This is a genomic window from Streptomyces sp. NPDC050145 (assembly GCF_044460245.1).
GTDB lineage: Bacteria > Actinomycetota > Actinomycetes > Streptomycetales > Streptomycetaceae > Streptomyces.
Genome location: NZ_JBITJS010000018.1, coordinates 188,897 through 205,687, shown reverse-complemented (window position 1 = coordinate 205,687; position 16,791 = coordinate 188,897). Strand labels below are relative to the sequence as shown.

Here is a 16,791-nt window from a genome sequence, read left to right as displayed (position 1 = left end):
GATGACCGTCCGTCGTACGGGGACCGTGGTGGTTTCCGTGGGCGTGATGACAACCGTGGTGGTGGCGCCGGCGGTGGGTTCCGTGGGCGTCGCGACGACCGGCCGTCCTACGGGGACCGTGACCGGGATCGTGGGCCGCGTCGTGACGGGGACCGTCCGGCGTTCCGCCGTGATGACCGTCGGGACGACCGGCGTGACGATCGCCGCGATGACCGTCCGTCGTACGGGGACCGTGGTGGTTTCCGTGGGCGGGACGACAACCGTGGTGGTGGCGCCGGTGGCGGGTTCCGCGATCGTCGGGACGACCGGGCGCCGCGTTCGTACGGGGACCGTGACCGGGATCGGGATCGTGGGCCGCGTCGTGACGGTGACCGTGACCGTCCGGCGTTCCGTCGCGATGACCGGCGTGACGATCGCCGCGATGACCGTCCGTCGTACGGGGACCGTGGTGGTTTCCGTGGGCGTGACGACGACCGTGGGCGTGGGCCGCGTCGGGACGACCGGGGCGGGCGTCCCGGTGGTTTCCGTGGGCGTGACGACCGGCGCGACGACCGTCGGGACGACCGGCGTGGTGGCGGCGGCGGTCGGTTCCGTGACGAGCGGGACCGCGACCGGGAGCCGATCAAGCGGCTGCCGATCCCCGAGGACGTCACCGGGCACGAGATCGACAAGGACGTGCAGCAGGAGCTCCAGTCCCTGCCGAAGGGGCTCGCGGAGGACGTCGCCAAGAACCTGGTGATGGTCGCCCGGCTCATCGACGAGGACCCCGAGGGTGCCTACGGGTACGCCAAGGTCGCGCTGCGGCTCGCCTCGCGTGTCGCCGCCGTCCGTGAGGCCGCCGGTTTCGCCGCGTACGCGAACCAGAAGTACAGCGAGGCGCTCGCCGAGTTCCGTGCCGCGCGTCGGATGACCGGCAACATCGAGCTGTGGCCCGTCATGGCCGACTGCGAGCGTGGGCTCGGGCGGCCCGAGAAGGCGCTCGACATGGCCGGTGCGCCCGAGGTGCAGAAGCTCGACAAGGCCGGTCAGGTCGAGATGCGGCTCGTGGCGGCCGGTGCGCGCCGTGACATGGGGCAGCTGGACGCGGCCATCGTGACGCTGCAGAGCCCCGAGCTGGCCTCGAACTCCGTACAGCCGTGGACCGCGCGGCTGCGCTACGCGTACGCCGACGCGCTGCTGGCCGTCGGGCGTGAGGGCGAGGCCCGCGAGTGGTTCGCCAAGGCCGTCGAGGCCGACAAGGACGGCAGCACGGACGCCTCCGACCGGCTGGCCGAGATGGACGGTGTCGACTTCGTGGACGCGTTCGACGACAGCGAGGACAACGGTGCCGAGGCGCCGGAGCCGGCGCGTGCGGACGACGACAGCGCACGCGGCGAAGACGGTGAGGACGGCGACAGCGACGACAGCGCTGACGACGAGGACGACCGTGACGCGAAGTAGGTAAGGCGAAGCAGGTAAGGCCTCGGCCTTGGCGGGCGGGTTCCCTTCGGGGGGCCCGCCCGTTCGTTGTTTCAGGCCGGATTCAGGCCGGATTCAAGCCGGGTTCAGTCGGTGAGGTCGGTCAGGGTGCGCAGGACCAGGCCCGTGGCCGGCTTCGGGCCGAAGGACGTCGACTTGCGGGGCATCGTGACGCCCTGCCGGGCCAGCTCCCGGACGACTTCCTCGCGGACGGGGTGCATGAGGACGGCCGTGCCGCCGTCGCGGCGTGCCTTGGCGACGGTCGCCGCCGTGTCGTGGATGTACGAGATCTCGGCGGGGGAGTCCTCGCGGATGTGCCAGACGTGGTTGAGGAGCGTCGAGTGGAGCACGGTCGCGTCCAGGGTGCGCCAGGCCTGCGGGCGGTTCGCCGGGACCGTGCGGTCCAGGAGCGCGGGGTCCGGGAGGTCGAGCAGGTGGTACGTGTCCGTGTCCTCGGAGCCGCCGGCGAGCAGGAACGCGTTGCCTGCCGAGGCCGCCTCCGCCAGCTCGTCCATCGCGTGCGCGAGGGGGCCCGGGATCTCGCGGACGCGGAAGTGGGCGCGGGCCGCCGCCAGGGCCTCGTCGAGCGGGAGCCGGTTCAGGAGGCGGTGGATGGCGCGGACGCGCAGCGGGTAGCGGGCCGTGTCGACGAGGAGGACCAGCCCGTAGTCCCACGGGGTGGGGCCGGAGTGCTCGGAGCGCAGCCGGAGATAGGTCGCCCAGCGGTGGTGGCCGTCGGCGATCAGGGCCTGGTGGGCGGCGAGATCGGCTTGGATCCGCTGCTGTTCGGCCGGGTCGGTGATCGCCCAGAGGCGGTGCGCGAAGCCGTCCTCGGTGGTGGTGGCCAGGAGCGGGGCGCTCTGGACGGTGCGCTCGATGACGGCCGTCGCGCCGGTCGCCCGGCCGTTTCCGCGGTAGGTCAGGAGCAGCGGCTCGAGGTTCGCGGCGGCGGTGCGCATCAGGCCCGCGCGCTCCTCGACGACGTGCGGCATGACGTCCTCGTGCGGCAGGACGACACCCTCCGACGGCTCGGACAGGCGCAGGGCGCCGATCAGGCCGCGCTGGAGGAGGTCGCCGCCGCGCTGCTCGTAGACGTAGAGGGCCGGTTCGGCGTCGAGGGCGAGGATGCCCTCGGCGAGCCAGCGGCGCAGGGTGGCGGCCGCCTGGTCGTTGCGGGACTGCGGGGCGGCCGCGGGGCCGGCCTGCGGCAGGATCAGGCGGACGATGTTGTGCGGGTCCGCGCTCTCCAGGTGGAGCAGGCCGTCGGGGCGGACCACGACGTCGTACGGCGGTGAGGTCACGGCGGCGAGACTGCCGACCCGTTCCGGGACGTACCGCACTCCGCGGAAGGGGATCAGGTCGAGGCCGCCGTCACCTGCAGTGTTCATCCGTGCATCGTACGAGTGTCAGAGGCGTGGGGGATGATCGGGGGAGTGAGTTCGAGCGAGGAGCGATACGGGATGAGCCAGAGTGCGAGCGGGGTGGCCGAGGGCGTTTTCCGGGGGCGGCCCGCGGGCAGTGCGCGGGCGTTGAGCGAGGCGTACGACACGGCGCTGCTCGATCTCGACGGGGTGGTGTACGCGGGGGGCCAGGCGATCGCGCACGCGGTGGAGTCGCTGGCGGTGGCGCGGTCCGGGGGGATGGCGCTGGCGTACGTGACGAACAACGCGCTGCGTACGCCGGGCGCGGTCGCCGAGCATCTGACCGAGCTCGGGATCCCGACCGGGGCGGACGATGTGATCACGTCCGCGCAGGCGGTGGCGCGGCTCATCGGTGAGCAGGTGCCGGCCGGTTCGCGGGTCCTCGTGATCGGCGGGGAGGGGCTGCGGGTCGCGCTGCGCGAGCGGGGGCTCGTGCCGGTCGACTCGGCGGACGAGGATCCGGCGGCGGTCGTGCAGGGGTACGGGGGGCCGGAGTTGGCCTGGGGGCGGTTCGCCGAGGCCTGTTACGCGATCGCGCGCGGGGTGCCGTGGTTCGCGTCGAACACGGACCTGACGATTCCCAGCGCGCGGGGGATCGCGCCGGGGAACGGGGCGGCGGTCGAGGTCGTCCGGATCGCGACGGGGGCGGAGCCGCAGGTCGCGGGGAAGCCATTGCCGCCGATGCACCGGGAGACGGTTCTGCGGACGGGGGCGCGGACGCCGCTCGTGGTGGGGGACCGGCTCGACACGGACATCGAGGGGGCGTTCAACGGGGGTGTGGATTCGTTGCTGGTGCTCACCGGGGTGACGGACGGGGCGCAGTTGCTCGCCGCGGCGCCCCGGCACCGGCCTACGTATGTGGACGTGGATCTGCGGGGGATGCTGACCGGGCAGCCGGAGGTCGTCGCGTCGGAGGACGGGTTCTCTTGTGGCGGGTGGACCGCGGTGGCGGGGGACGGGGAGTTGGAGGTTCGCGGGGAGGGCTCGGCGATCGACGGGTTGAGGGCGCTGTGCGGGGCGGCGTGGACTGCGGGTGGGGACGGGGAGTGCGGGTTGGACTCGGAGAAGGCGTTGGCCCGGGTCGGGATGGGGTGACGGCCGGGCTGTGCACCTCCGGATAGCAGGGTAGGCTAACCTAACTTCCGTGTTGGTTGACAGTCCTTCAGGAAGTCGTGCGGGGGCCGCTGCCCCTGCGCCGCCGCGCCCAGGGCGCCGTACCGCGATCCGTTCGGCCGGGCTGCTCGTGTCCCTGGTCGTGCTGGCTGCCGTGCTGGTGGCGAGTATCGCGATCGGGGCCAAGCCGCTCTCGGTCGAGCAGGTCTGGCACGGGCTGTTCCAGGACACCGGGCGGTACGCCGATGTCGTCGTCGGGGAGCGGATCTCGCGCACGCTGCTCGGGCTGCTCGCCGGGGCCGCGCTCGGGCTCGCCGGAGCGGTGCTGCAGGCGCTGACCCGCAACCCGCTCGCCGACCCCGGCATCCTCGGCATCAACATGGGCGCGTCCGCCGCCGTCGTCACCGCCATCAGCTTTTTCGGCGTGACCTCGCTGAGCGGCTACGTCTGGTTCGCCTTCGTGGGGGCTGCGGCCGTCGGTGCCCTCGTCTACGTCCTCGGCGGGACCCGCAACGCGACGCCCGTACGGCTCGCCCTCGCCGGTACCGCCGTCACCGCCGCGCTCTCCGGCTATCTCTACGCCGTGATGATCAGCGACGACATGGCGCTCAACCGGATGCGGTTCTGGCAGGTCGGCTCGCTGGCCACCGCCACCATGGGCACCGTCCGCCAGGTCCTGCCGTTCATCGTCGTCGGCATCGTCGTCGCGCTCGCCCTGGCCCGACCGCTCAACGCCATGGCCATGGGCGACGACACCGCCCGCGCGCTCGGCGCCCGCCTCGGCCGCACCCGCGCGCTGAGCATGGGCGCCGCGACCCTGCTGTGCGGGGCCGCCACCGCCGCCTGCGGGCCCATCGTCTTCGTCGGCCTGATGGTGCCGCACATCGTGCGCTCGTTCACCGGCCCCGACATGCGCTGGATCCTGCCCTACGCGGCGCTCCTCTCACCGGTGCTGCTGCTCGGCGCCGACGTCGTCGGCCGGATCGTCGCGCGCCCCGCCGAGCTCCAGGTCGGCATCGTCACCGCCGTGCTCGGCGCGCCGGTGTTCATCCTCCTCGTACGACGCCGGAAGTTGGCCCAGCTGTGAAGGCGACAGAAGCGAAGCGTCCCGGGACACGGGCGATACGGACCCCGGGCGGGCTCTCCGTCCGGCTCGGCCTGCGGCCGGCGGTCGTCGTGGTGCTGCTCGTGGTGGCCGCGCTCGCCGCGGGCGTCGTGCTCATCGGCACCGGCGACTTCGCGATCCCGGCCGCCGACGTGCTGCGCACCCTGGCCGGTCGGGGCGACCCGGGGCAGGAGTTCATCATCAACGACCTGCGGCTGCCGCGGGTCCTGGTCGCCCTGCTGGTCGGCGGCGCGCTCGGGCTCTCCGGCGCGCTCTTCCAGTCCGTCTCGCGCAACCCGCTGGGCAGCCCCGACGTGCTCGGGCTCGGACAGGGATCGACCGCCGGCGCCCTCGTGATGATCGTCGTCTTCGGCGGGAGCGCGACACAGGTCGCGTTCGGCGCCCTGGTCGGCGGACTCGTCACCGGCGCCGCCATCTACGTACTGGCGTGGAAGCGGGGCGTGCACGGGTACCGGCTCGTGCTCGTCGGCATCGGCGTCTCCGCGTTCGTCACCGCCGTCAACGGCTATCTGCTCACCAAGGCCGACTTCGTCGACGCGGCCCGCGCCACCGTGTGGATGACGGGCTCGCTCAACGGGCGCGACTGGGCGCAGGTCTGGCCGCTGCTCGCGCTGTTCGCCGTCCTCGTGCCGTTCGTCGCCGTGTACGCGCGGCCGCTGCGGATGCTGGAGATGGGCGACGACGCGGCCGGCGCGCTGGGCATCCGCGTCGAGCGGACCCGGCTGATCCTGCTCGTCGCCGCCGTCTTTCTCACCGCTGCCGCCACCGCCGCCGCGGGGCCCGTCGTCTTCGTGGCGCTCACCGCCCCGCAGATCGCCCGCCGGCTGACCCGCTCGCCCGGACCCAACCTGATGGCCGCGACCTGGCTCGGCGCGACCCTGCTGATCGTCGCCGACCTGGCCTCGCAGCGGGCGTTCGGCGCCGACCAGCTGCCCGTCGGCGTCGTCACCGGCGTCGTGGGCGGCGGCTATCTGCTGTGGCTGCTGGTCACCGAGCGCAAGGCGGGCCGGATATGAGCGACGCGACCGCGCGCGGCCCCCGTACGAATCGAAGGAGCACCCCTGTGAACAGGCTGTCCGCCGACGCCGTGACCCTCGGATACGACCAGCGGGTCATCGCCGAGCAGCTGTCCGTCGAGATACCCGACCACTCCTTCACGGTGATCGTCGGCCCCAACGCCTGCGGCAAGTCCACCCTGCTGCGCGCCCTGTCCCGGATGCTGAAGCCGAGCGCCGGCCGGGTGCTGCTCGACGGCGAGGTCATCCAGTCGATGCCCGTCAAGAAGGTCGCCAGGACGCTCGGGCTGCTCCCGCAGTCGTCCGTCGCGCCCGACGGCATCACCGTCGGCGACCTCGTCGCCCGCGGCCGCTACCCGCACCAGGGCCTGCTGCGCCAGTGGTCGCCGGAGGACGAGCGGGTCGTCCTCGAGTCCATGGAGTCCACCGGCGTCGCCGAGCTCGCCGACCGGTACGTCGACGAGCTCTCCGGCGGCCAGCGTCAGCGCGTGTGGATCGCCATGGCGCTCGCCCAGCAGACCCCGCTGCTGCTCCTCGACGAGCCGACCACCTACCTCGACATCCAGCACCAGATCGACGTCCTCGACCTGTGCGCCGAACTGCACGAGGAGCGGGGCCGCACGCTCGTCGCCGTCCTGCACGACCTCAACCACGCTGCCCGGTACGCGACGCACCTCATCGCCCTGCGCGAGGGCGAGGTCATCGCCGAGGGGCCGCCGAAGGAGATCGTCACGGCTGAGCTCGTGGAACGGCTCTTCGGGATGAAGTGCCAGGTCATCGACGATCCGGAGACCGGTACTCCGCTGGTGGTGCCCGCAGCCCGCAAGGCTCGCAAGCCGTCCGCTCAGGTGGCTACAGCAGCGTCCTGAGCCGCAGCAGATCGCGGAACGAGGCCTCGAGGCGGACCCGGCCGGAGGCCCAGGCCTTCGCGAAGTTCAGCTCGCCGTCCACCATCGCCACCAGGTCGTCACCCGCCATCGCGAGGCGGATCTGCGCCTTCTCGGCGGGCGGTCCCGGACGGGTGTCGAGCACCACGATCCGGCCGTCCTGGAGTCGGCCGGAAAACGTCACATCCAGGTCGGTGATGCGGCAGCTCAGCGAGCGGTCGAGCGCGGCGGCCGCCCGCACGTCGCCGTCGGCGCGCGTCATGCTCTCGGAGAGCTTTTCGAGTGCGGCGCGGCACTCCTCGATCGTGGCCATCGCGATCGACGGTACACCGGGGCTTCGCGGTAGCGTCGGGGCATGAGCGAGACCCCCGCCGAAGCCCCCGCCGCAGCCGCGGCCGAAGCGCCGGCCCCCGGACCGGAGCCGTCGTACGACCCCGCGGCCCCCGCCCCGCTCGGCATCGGGCGCACCCCGACCGGGCACGCCGAGGTGGACGCCCAGCTGGACCGGCTCGCCGACGTGGACCACCTCGCGGCCGACGGGCACGCCGAGGTGTACGAGGATGTACACCAGGGCCTGCGCTCGGCGCTCACCGCGCTCGACGCACGCCCCGTACCCTCCCCGCACGACAACAGGAGCTGAACCGACCGTGGCAGGTGTGGCACGTCGCCGCCTCGACGCCGAACTCGTCCGCCGCAAGCTGGCCCGCTCGCGCGAGCACGCCAGCCAGCTGATCGCCGCGGGGCGGGTCAGCGTCGGCAAGACCGTCGCGACCAAGCCCGCGACCCAGGTGGAGACGGCCGCCGCGATCGTCGTCGCCCAGGACGACGGCGACCCCGAGTACGTCTCGCGCGGCGGGCACAAGCTCGCGGGCGCGTTCGCCGCGTTCGTCCCGCAGGGGCTCGTCGTCGAGGGACGCCGGGCGCTGGACGCGGGCGCGTCCACCGGCGGCTTCACCGACGTGCTGCTGCGCGCCGGCGCCGCCCATGTCGTCGCCGTCGACGTCGGGTACGGGCAGCTCGCCTGGTCGCTGCAGAGCGACGAGCGCGTCACCATCAAGGACCGCACGAACGTACGCGAGTTGACTCTGGAGACCCTCGACGACGTCCCCGTGGACCTCGTCGTCGGCGACCTGTCCTTCATCCCGCTCGGCCTCGTGCTGCCCGCGCTCGCGCGCTGCGCCGCGCCGGACGCCGACCTCGTGCTCATGGTCAAGCCGCAGTTCGAGGTGGGCAAGGAGCGGCTCGGCAGCGGCGGCGTCGTGCGCAGCACGGAGCTGCGCGCCGACGCTGTGAAGGGCGTCGCCGGTCAGGCCTGGAAGCTGGGGCTCGGCGTGCGTGGCGTGACTGCGAGCCCCCTGCCCGGCCCGTCCGGGAACGTCGAGTACTTTCTGTGGCTGCGTGCCGGGGCGCCCGAACTGGACCCGGCCGACGTCGATCGCGCAGTGGCGGAGGGGCCTCGTTGACACAGACCCGAGCTCGTACTGTTTTCCTGCTCGCCCACACCGGACGGCCCGCGGCCATCCGCAGTGCGGAACTCGTGGTGCAGGGGCTGCTGCGCAGCGGCCTCGGCGTACGAGTCCTGGAGGCGGAGGCGGCCGATCTGCCGCTGCCGCCCGAGGTGGAGCTGGTGAAGGAGGCCACACCGTCCTGCCTCGACGCGTGCGAGCTGCTCATCGTCCTCGGCGGTGACGGGACGCTGCTGCGCGGCGCCGAGTTCGCGCGGGCCTCCGGGGTGCCGATGCTCGGGGTGAACCTGGGGCGCGTCGGCTTCCTCGCCGAGGCCGAGCGCGACGACCTCGACAAGGTCGTCGACCGGGTCGTCACCCGGGAGTACGAGGTCGAGGAGCGCATGACGATCGACGTCGCCGTGCACCGCAACGGGGACGTCGTCCACCGGGACTGGGCGCTCAACGAGGCCGCCGTCCAGAAGATCGAGCCCGAGCGGATGCTCGAGGTCGTCCTCGAGATCGACGGCCGGCCGGTGACCGGGTTCGGCTGCGACGGCATCGTGTGCGCGACCCCGACCGGTTCGACCGCGTACGCGTTCTCGGCGGGCGGGCCCGTGGTGTGGCCCGAGGTCGAGGCGCTGCTCATGGTGCCGATCAGCGCGCACGCCCTGTTCGCCAAGCCGCTGATCACCTCGCCGGACTCGGTGCTCGCGGTCGAGGTGCAGCAGCACACGCCGCACGGGGTGCTGTGGTGCGACGGACGGCGGACCGTAGAACTGCCCGCGGGCGCCCGGGTCGAGGTGCGGCGCGGAGCCGTGCCGGTGCGGCTCGCGCGGCTGCATCACGCCGTGTTCACGGACCGGCTCGTCGCCAAGTTCGCGCTGCCGGTGGCGGGCTGGCGCGGGGCGCCTCACTAGGGCCCGCCCGGCGCCGGGTCAGCCCCGCACCACGTCGATCGCCCGCCAGGGCGGCGTGCGCCAGTCTCGTACCGATCATGGGACCAGCGTGGGCCGCGGGGCCGGGGCGGCGCCATGGTGCGGCTCCGACGGCGGGGCCGGGGGACAGCCCCACCACCCCGGCCCCACCACCGGCCGCCGCGCGCGGGCACTCGCACGGGTGACAGAGGCCCCGCGCCACCTGCTGGTTCGGGCCCGTGAGCGAGGGCCCGTCGCACAGGTGGCCCCCGACCTCGTAAGGTCGTGTCCGTGTTGGAGGAGATGCGGATACGGTCGCTGGGAGTCATCGACGACGCGGTGGTGGAGCTGTCGCCCGGATTCACCGCGGTCACGGGTGAGACCGGAGCGGGCAAGACCATGGTCGTCACGAGCCTCGGGCTGCTGCTCGGCGGCCGCGCCGACCCGGCGCTCGTGCGGATCGGTGCGAAGAACGCGGTGGTGGAGGGGCGCGTAGCCGTCCCCGCCGGTTCGGCCGCGCTGGCCCGCGCCGAGGAGGCCGGGGCCGAGCTCGACGACGGGGTGCTGCTGCTCAGCCGGACCGTCTCGGCGGAGGGACGCTCGCGGGCGCACCTGGGCGGGCGGTCCGTCCCGGTGGGCGTGCTCGGCGAACTCGCCGACGAACTCGTCGCGGTGCACGGCCAGACGGACCAGCAGGGACTGCTCAAGCTCGGGCGGCAGCGCCAGGCGCTCGACCGGTACGCCGGGGACGCCGTCACGGCGCCGCTCGGCCGGTACCGCGGCGTCTACAAGCGGCTCAAGAAGGTCAGCGCCGAGCTCGACGAGATCACCACCCGCGCCCGCGAGCGGGCCCAGGAGGCCGATCTGCTGCGCTTCGGGCTCGACGAGATCGCCGCCGTGGAACCGCGCGCCGGCGAGGACGTCGAGCTCGCCGAGGAGGCCTCCCGGCTCGGCCACGCCGAAGGGCTCGCCTCCGCCGCCGCGACCGCGCACGCCGCGCTGGCCGGCAACCCGGAGGACCCCGAGGGAGTCGACGCGCAGACCCTGGTCGGCGCCGCGCACCGGGCCCTGGAGGCCGTCCGCGCCCACGACCCGGCGCTCGGCGCGCTCGCCGAGCGGATCGGCGAGGTGCAGATCCTGCTCACCGACGTCGCCGCCGAACTCGCCGGGTACGCCGACGACCTGGACGCCGACCCGCTGCGCCTCGCCGCCGTCGAGGAGCGCCGCGCCGCGCTCACCCAGCTGACCCGCAAGTACGGCGAGGACGTCGCCGGCGTCCTCGCATGGTCCGAGTCGAGCTCCGCCCGGCTGCTCGAACTCGACGGGGACGACGAGCGCATCGACGAGCTCACCGCCGAACGCGCCTCGCTGCGCGGTGAGCTCGGCGAGCTGGCCCAGGAGCTGACCCGGGCCCGCGCCGAGGCCGCGTCCCGGTTCGCGGACGCCGTCACCGAGGAACTGGCCTCGCTCGCGATGCCGCACGCCCGGGTCTCCTTCGACATCCGGCAGACCGACACCGAAGGCCCCGACGGCGTCGAGGTCGACGGGCGGAACGTCGTGTGCGGGCCCACCGGCGTCGACGAGGTCGAGCTGCTGCTCGCCCCGCACCCCGGGGCCCCGCCCCGGCCCATCGCCAAGGGCGCGTCCGGCGGTGAGCTGTCCCGCGTGATGCTCGCGGTCGAGGTCGTCTTCGCGGGCACCGACCCCGTGCCCACGTACCTCTTCGACGAGGTCGACGCGGGGGTCGGCGGCAAGGCGGCCGTCGAGATCGGCCGCCGGCTCGCCAAGCTCGCCCGGACCGCCCAGGTCGTCGTGGTCACGCACCTGCCGCAGGTCGCCGCGTTCGCCGACCGGCAGCTCCTCGTGGAGAAGACGAACGACGGATCGGTGACCCGGTCCGGCGTCACCGTCCTCGAAGGGGAGGACCGCGTACGGGAGTTGTCGCGGATGCTCGCCGGCCAGGAGGACTCCCAGACGGCCCGCGCCCACGCCGAGGAACTCCTCGAAGCGGCCCGGGCCGACGCCTGAGCCTCGGCGCGGCGGCGGGGACCGCAGGCCCTAGGGTGACCGGATGACCGAGCTCACCCGGAGTCTGCGGGCCGCCGCCGTCGCCGCGGGCGTCACCCGCGCCGCGACCACCGCCCTGCGCCGCACCCGCGCGGGCGCCGCCCTGGAGCGGAAGAACCACGCGGGCCGCACCGTCGACCTGTGCGCGGGCCCCGCCACCACCGCGGGGATCGCCGCCGGTGTCCTCGCCGGTCCGCCCGGCACCCGCGCCGCCGCGCTCGTCGCCGTCCTCGCGGCCGGTGCCTGCGGGGGCTACGACGACGTGGCGGGGGCGGACGACCCGCGGCGCGGGTTCCGGGCCCACCTCGGCGCGCTCCGGGACGGTGAACTCACCAGCGGCGCCGTCAAGTTGTTCGGGATCTCGGGCGCCGGACTGGTCGCGGGAGCCCTCCTCAAGGAGCGGGCCGTGGACCGGGTGCTCGCCGGAGTCGTCGTCGCCGGCACCGCGCACCTCCTCAACCTCGTCGACGTACGCCCCGGACGCGCGGCCCTGGCGGCGCTCGCGCTCGGCGCCCCCGGGCTGCCGCGCGGACCCTTCGCCGCCGTGCCGATGGGCGCCGCGGCGGCCGTGCTCCCCGAGGACCTCGCCGAACGCGGCATGCTCGGCGACAGCGGCGCCCACGCGCTCGGCGCCGCGCTCGGCGTCGCCGTCGTCGCGGGCAACGGCCGGGCCGGACTCGCCGCGCACGCCGCCGCACTCGTCGCCGCGGCCGCCTACGGGGACCGGGTCAGCGCCTTCGTACGGGACACGGCCCGGTAGGCCGGCTCACCCGTGCGGGTGGTCCGGTGCGCCGTGTTGCCCACGTCCTCGCGGTAGGGGACCGTGACCCGTGCCGCACCGTCCGTACGGACTGGCATCCTTGGGCCCGAGCCCCGGCCTTTCCCGGCGCGCGCACCCCGACCGAACCGTCCCGAGCGGGCCCCAGGCCGCCCCCGGACCGAGAAGAATCGACCCGAACCGATCCGACCCGAACCTGCCCGACCCGAACCTGCCCGACCCGAACCTGCCCGACCCGAACCGAACCTGCCCGACCCGAAGCGATCCGAACCGACCAGGAGCCCGGCCGCGTGAGCCACGTGAGCAGCCACCCCGCGCACGGCCCTTCCTCCCTGCGCACCGTGCAGGTGCTGGGCGGCGGCAGCGCGGGCAGCAGCGCCCATGTCCGGTCGCTGGCGGCGGGACTGGTGGCCCGCGGGCTGCGCGTCACGGTCTGCGCCCCGGCCGAGACCGAGCACGCCTACGGGTTCGGCGCGGTCGGCGCGCATCACCTGCCGGTGCCCCGCAGCAGCGACCCGGCCGCCGTCGCCGCGCTCCGCGTCGCCTGCGCCGACGCCGACCTCGTGCACGCCCACGGGCTGAACGCCGCCCTGCGCGCCTCGCTCGCCCTCAGCGGCCGCCGCGTCCCCCTCGTCGTCACCTGGCACACCCGCCCGCACGCCGAGGGCGCCCGCGCCCGGCTGCTCAAGGTCCTCGAACGACGCGTGGCCCGCGCCGCGTCCGTCGTGCTCGGCACCTCCTCCGAACTCGTCGACCGGGCCCGGACCCGCGGAGCCCGGGACGCCCGGCTCGCCGCGATCTCCTTCCCGCCGCCGCCCCGCCCCGCCGACGGCGAGGAGGACGACGCCGAGCGCGCCCGGCTCAAGACCCGGGCCGAACTTGGCGCGGTGGACCGCCCGTTGCTCATGGCCGTCGGCAGCCTGCGCCGCGAGCGCGGCCACGACCTGCTGCTCGACGCGGCCCACGCCTGGCTCGCCCTCGACCCCCTGCCGCTGCTCGTCATCGCAGGTGAGGGGCCGGGACGGGCCGCGCTGCAGCGGCGCATCGAACGGGAAGGGCTGCCGGTGCGGCTCGTCGGGCGCCGCGACGACGTGGCCGAACTGCTCCCGGCCGCCGATGTCGCACTGCTGCCCGGCAGCCCGGAGTCCCGCCCGCTGCTCGCGCAGGAGGCCCTCCACTCCCGCGTCCCGCTCGTCGCGGCGCACACCGGCGGCATCCCCGAACTCGTGGGCGAAGCAGCCGAGTTGGTGCCGCCCGGCGACGCCCCCGCGCTCGCCCGCGCCGTCGTCCGGCTGCTCGGCGACCCCGAGCGCCGCGCCGAACTGCGCGAGCTCGGCGCCGTACAGGCCGCCTCCTGGCCGTCCGAGGACGCCACCGTCGCCCAGGTCCTCAGCGTCTACGACGAGTTGACCGGCCGCACCGGGAGCGCCGGCTGAGCGGTCAGGGCGTGAGGTGCCGGCGGGCGCGCAGGGCCAGGCTCAGGGCGAGCACCGTCTGCGGGTCGTCCAGGTCCGTGCCGAGCAACTCCCCGATGCGGGCCAGGCGGTTGTAGAGCGTCTGCCGGTTGAGGTGCAGCTCGCGCGCCGTCTCCGCCTTGCGGCCCGCGTGCGCCAGATACGTCTGCAGCGTGGGCAGCAGCGGCGGTTTCGCCCGCCGGTCGTGCTCCTGCAGCGGCCCGATCGCCCGCTCCACGAACGCGGCCAGGTCCCGGTGGTCCCGCAGCCGCCACAGCAGCAGGTCGATGTCCAGGCGCCGCGCGTCGTACCAGGGCCGGTCGTCCAGGCCCTGCGCGGCCGTCGCCGTCTCCGCCGCGTGCCGCAGCCCCGCGGCCGCCGCCGCCCAGCCGCCGACGCCACCGACCACCACGACCGGCGGCTGCGTGCCCGCCCGCAGCATCCCGGCCCGCTCCACCCCGGCCCGCAGCGCCGCCGCGACCCGGTCCGCGACCGCCGTGCGCTCCGACTCCGACCGCAGCCCGAGCAGCAGCGGCACCCGGCCCTCGACCGGCCGCACACCGAGCAGCACGGGCACCCCGACCGAGGCCAGCTCCTCAGACACGGCCCGCGCGAGCACCGCCCAGCCGCCGCCGGGGGAGAGGCCCACCGAGCCCACCGACGCCTCCGGCAGCCGCATCACCACGGGCAGCAGCGGACCCTGCCCGGTCGGCTTGAAGCCGAGGACCCGGGCCTGCGCCGGCGCGTCCTCCGGCGTGATCCGGCCCTCCGCGAGATCCGTGAGGAAGTCACCGCGCCCCCGCGCCGCCAGCTCCTCCTCCTGCCGCGCCTGCATCAGCACCACGGCCAGCGAGCCCGCGGCCCGCTCGGCGGCGATCCGGTGCACCGGGGCGAGGGCCCCCGCGACCGGCAGCAGCACGAGCCGGGCCCGGACCGAACCGGCGCCCGGGCCGCCGCCCGGCACGTCCACCAGGACGGCACCGGCGGGCGGCGCGTCCTTGTGCGCGCCCCGCATGCCCTCCCACACCTGCAGCGGGTCGGCGACGTCGTCCGCCACCCCGGCCGCGTACAGGAGCTGTCCGTCGACGGTCTCCAGGAACACCGGGTTCCTGGAGAAGCCGGCGAGGATCCGCAGGACCTGGGGCACCCCGCCACCGCCGAGCAGCGCCTCGGTGCAGCGCCGGTGCACCTCCTCGGCCCGCTGGAGCAGCGCGTAGTGCCCGTTGACGATCTCGGTGTGGATCTCCTCGGTCACCGTCACGAACGGCACCTCGCGGTGCAGCTGCACCAGCGGCAGGCCCGCCGCACGCGCCGTCTCCACGAGCGCGGCGGGCAGCCGCACGAAGCGCTGACCCAGTTCGATGACGAGCGCCGCGATGCCGCGCTCGGCCAGCTTGCGGACGAACGCGCGCTGCTCGGCGGGGCGGGTGCCGATCCCGAAACCCGTGGTCAGGAGCAGCTCGCCGCCCTTGAGCAGGGACGCGATGTTCGGCACCTCGCCCGCGTGCACCCAGCGCACCGGCCGCTGCAGGCGCTCGGCGCCCGCGATCACCTCGGGGAGACCGCCCCGCAGGCCGGGCAGTTCCAGCGCACGCTGCACCGTGACGCCGGCGCTCTGGCTGTCGAATCCGCTGTCCATGCTGCGGACGCTACCTGCGCGAATGCCGTGAGCACACCTCCGAGGGACGTGCGGCCTCGGGGAGCGGGGTCCGACCGGGTCAGGCCGGCCTGATGTTGTGGTTGAAGCGGAACACGTTGTCCGGGTCGTACTCCCGTTTCAGCGCGGACAGCCGCCGGGTGTTCTCCGCGCCCAGGCCCGCCACCACGCGTTCCTCGCCCTCGTCGCCGATGAAGTTGAGGTACACGTCACCGGTGGCCCAGGGCCGGGCCGCCGCGCGGACGTCCTTGACCCACTGGATGTTGTGCTCGTCGTCGGCCGGGTTCTCCCAGGCCGCGAACGGGTGCATGCCCCAGGGGGCGTCCCGGTAGGGCACCGGGTACTCGGACGGCCCGTCGGCGACCGCTCCGCCCTCCGGGAACAGGACGTGGAGGGTGCCGCTCGGCACCGGCATGAGGGCCGCGCCGTCGCAGAAGACGTCCGCGTACGCGTCCGGCAGGCCGGTCAGGTACTCGGCGGACCAGTAGTTCCGCAGTCCGGGCGGATCGTCGAGCATGCACTGGACGTCGGCGTAGGGCAGCTGCGCGACGATCTCCACCTCGTGCGGCAGGGCGAGCAGCGGCTGCGCGAGCTTGCGCAGGTCCTCCTCGGTCCCGGCGTACGTGATCAGCGCGCCGCAGAGCAGCTTGCCGACCAGCTCGGGCGGCATGAACTCCTCGGGCTGGCCGGTGAGGTAGATGACGCCGCCGCCCGCCTCCACCGGGCCCGCCTCGATGACGTCGCGGTACGTGCGCACCACGTCGGGGCCGAACTCGGGCAGGCAGAACATCATCGCGATGGAGAACGCGGGGAGTTCGTGCAGGCGCAGGGTGAGCGAGGTGGCGACACCGAAGTTGCCGCCGCCGCCGTGCAGGCCCCAGAACAGCTCCGGGTTCTCCTCGGCGCTGGTGCGGACCTTGGTGCCGTCCGCCGTGACGAGCTCGGCGCCCAGCAGGTTGTCCGTGGCCAGGCCCCAGCAGCGCTCCAGCCAGCCGCTGCCGCCGCCGAGCACGAACCCGCCGACCCCCGTCGTCGAGACCCGGCCGCCGGTGGTGGCCAGGTCGTACGGCTGGCAGGCGCGGTCCAGTTCGCTCATCGTGGCGCCGCCGGCGACCTGCACCGCCATGGCGCCGGGGTGGACGGTGACGGCCCGCATGTGACGCAGATCGACGACGAGACCGCCGTCGTTCAGCGACATGCCCGCCACACTGTGCCCGCCGCCGCGCACCGCGATCGGCAGATCCTGCTCGCGGCCGAAGCGGACGGCCTTCACCACGTCGTCCGCGTCCACGCACTGGGCTATGACCGCCGGCCGACGGTCGATCATCGAGTTGTAGAGCACGCGGGCCTCGTCGTAACCCGCGTCCCCCGGGGCGAACACGTCGCCGACCAGATCCTCGCGCAACGCGACAAGCGCCGCGCCCGCCTTCGTCGGGGCAGCCATGGGGCGCC

The 16,791-nt window shown here is 74.4% G+C and carries 15 protein-coding genes and 1 pseudogene; 11 read left to right on the top strand and 5 right to left on the bottom strand.

The features are described 5' to 3' along the window. Positions 1 to 660: pseudogene (locus ACIBTU_RS31525) on the bottom strand (hypothetical protein); the annotation flags it as partial. Here ACIBTU_RS31525 and ACIBTU_RS31520 point away from each other — a divergent pair. Then, positions 631 to 1,440 carry a hypothetical protein gene (locus ACIBTU_RS31520; protein WP_399130054.1) on the top strand — a complete coding sequence of 270 codons (810 nt, stop codon included), beginning with the start codon at positions 631 to 633 and terminating at the stop codon, positions 1,438 to 1,440. The pseudogene ACIBTU_RS31525 and the gene ACIBTU_RS31520 overlap by 30 nt on opposite strands. A gap of 104 nt (positions 1,441 to 1,544) precedes the next feature. On the opposite strand, the gene ACIBTU_RS31515 is transcribed toward ACIBTU_RS31520, so the two are convergent. Continuing rightward, positions 1,545 to 2,846 (bottom strand): DUF1015 family protein, encoded by a 1,302-nt coding sequence (locus tag ACIBTU_RS31515; protein ID WP_399130046.1) that lies wholly within the window; start codon positions 2,844 to 2,846, stop codon positions 1,545 to 1,547. A gap of 72 nt (positions 2,847 to 2,918) precedes the next feature. Here ACIBTU_RS31515 and ACIBTU_RS31510 point away from each other — a divergent pair, with 72 nt between their 5' ends. The 4 genes from ACIBTU_RS31510 to ACIBTU_RS31495 are packed head-to-tail and all read left to right on the top strand — an operon-like array spanning position 2,919 to position 7,003. Then, positions 2,919 to 3,974: an HAD hydrolase-like protein gene (locus ACIBTU_RS31510; RefSeq protein ID WP_399130045.1), complete on the top strand. Its 1,056-nt coding sequence runs from the start codon at positions 2,919 to 2,921 to the stop codon at positions 3,972 to 3,974. Between the two features lie 49 nt (positions 3,975 to 4,023). Further along, positions 4,024 to 5,079 carry a FecCD family ABC transporter permease gene (locus tag ACIBTU_RS31505; protein WP_399130044.1) on the top strand — a complete coding sequence of 352 codons (1,056 nt, stop codon included), beginning with the start codon at positions 4,024 to 4,026 and terminating at the stop codon, positions 5,077 to 5,079. Then, positions 5,076 to 6,134, top strand: coding sequence for a FecCD family ABC transporter permease (locus tag ACIBTU_RS31500; protein ID WP_399130043.1), 1,059 nt, complete (start codon positions 5,076 to 5,078; stop codon positions 6,132 to 6,134). The genes ACIBTU_RS31505 and ACIBTU_RS31500 overlap by 4 nt, the downstream gene beginning before the upstream one ends. Continuing rightward, the gene (locus tag ACIBTU_RS31495) at positions 6,131 to 7,003 is read left to right on the top strand and encodes an ABC transporter ATP-binding protein (RefSeq protein WP_399130042.1); all 873 of its coding nucleotides are present in this window, start codon (positions 6,131 to 6,133) and stop codon (positions 7,001 to 7,003) included. The genes ACIBTU_RS31500 and ACIBTU_RS31495 overlap by 4 nt, the downstream gene beginning before the upstream one ends. On the opposite strand, the gene ACIBTU_RS31490 is transcribed toward ACIBTU_RS31495, so the two are convergent. Further along, the gene (locus ACIBTU_RS31490) at positions 6,987 to 7,334 is read right to left on the bottom strand and encodes an SCP2 sterol-binding domain-containing protein (protein WP_399130041.1); all 348 of its coding nucleotides are present in this window, start codon (positions 7,332 to 7,334) and stop codon (positions 6,987 to 6,989) included. The two genes, ACIBTU_RS31495 and ACIBTU_RS31490, sit on opposite strands and share 17 nt — an antisense overlap. Before the next feature lie 42 nt (positions 7,335 to 7,376). On the opposite strand from ACIBTU_RS31490, the gene ACIBTU_RS31485 reads away from it, so the two are divergent. The 6 genes from ACIBTU_RS31485 to ACIBTU_RS31460 all read left to right on the top strand — a co-directional run bounded on the left by ACIBTU_RS31485 (position 7,377) and on the right by ACIBTU_RS31460 (position 13,664). Beyond that, positions 7,377 to 7,661 carry a hypothetical protein gene (locus ACIBTU_RS31485; RefSeq protein WP_399130040.1) on the top strand — a complete coding sequence of 95 codons (285 nt, stop codon included), beginning with the start codon at positions 7,377 to 7,379 and terminating at the stop codon, positions 7,659 to 7,661. A gap of 7 nt (positions 7,662 to 7,668) precedes the next feature. Continuing rightward, positions 7,669 to 8,484: a TlyA family RNA methyltransferase gene (locus ACIBTU_RS31480; protein WP_399130039.1), complete on the top strand. Its 816-nt coding sequence runs from the start codon at positions 7,669 to 7,671 to the stop codon at positions 8,482 to 8,484. Next, positions 8,481 to 9,386: an NAD kinase gene (locus ACIBTU_RS31475; RefSeq protein ID WP_399130038.1), complete on the top strand. Its 906-nt coding sequence runs from the start codon at positions 8,481 to 8,483 to the stop codon at positions 9,384 to 9,386. The genes ACIBTU_RS31480 and ACIBTU_RS31475 overlap by 4 nt, the downstream gene beginning before the upstream one ends. Before the next feature lie 300 nt (positions 9,387 to 9,686). Further along, entirely contained in the window at positions 9,687 to 11,411 is a 1,725-nt protein-coding gene (recN, locus tag ACIBTU_RS31470) for a DNA repair protein RecN (RefSeq protein ID WP_399130053.1), read from the top strand. A 43-nt stretch (positions 11,412 to 11,454) separates the two neighbouring features. After that, entirely contained in the window at positions 11,455 to 12,210 is a 756-nt protein-coding gene (locus tag ACIBTU_RS31465; RefSeq protein ID WP_399130037.1) for a hypothetical protein, read from the top strand. A 308-nt stretch (positions 12,211 to 12,518) separates the two neighbouring features. Further along, positions 12,519 to 13,664 (top strand): glycosyltransferase family 4 protein, encoded by a 1,146-nt coding sequence (locus ACIBTU_RS31460; protein WP_399130036.1) that lies wholly within the window; start codon positions 12,519 to 12,521, stop codon positions 13,662 to 13,664. Between the two features lie 4 nt (positions 13,665 to 13,668). On the opposite strand, the gene ACIBTU_RS31455 is transcribed toward ACIBTU_RS31460, so the two are convergent. Further along, positions 13,669 to 15,321: a PucR family transcriptional regulator gene (locus tag ACIBTU_RS31455; RefSeq protein ID WP_399130035.1), complete on the bottom strand. Its 1,653-nt coding sequence runs from the start codon at positions 15,319 to 15,321 to the stop codon at positions 13,669 to 13,671. Between the two features lie 79 nt (positions 15,322 to 15,400). Then, positions 15,401 to 16,783, bottom strand: coding sequence for an FAD-binding oxidoreductase (locus ACIBTU_RS31450; RefSeq protein ID WP_399130034.1), 1,383 nt, complete (start codon positions 16,781 to 16,783; stop codon positions 15,401 to 15,403). Positions 16,784 to 16,791: the final 8 nt, after the last annotated feature.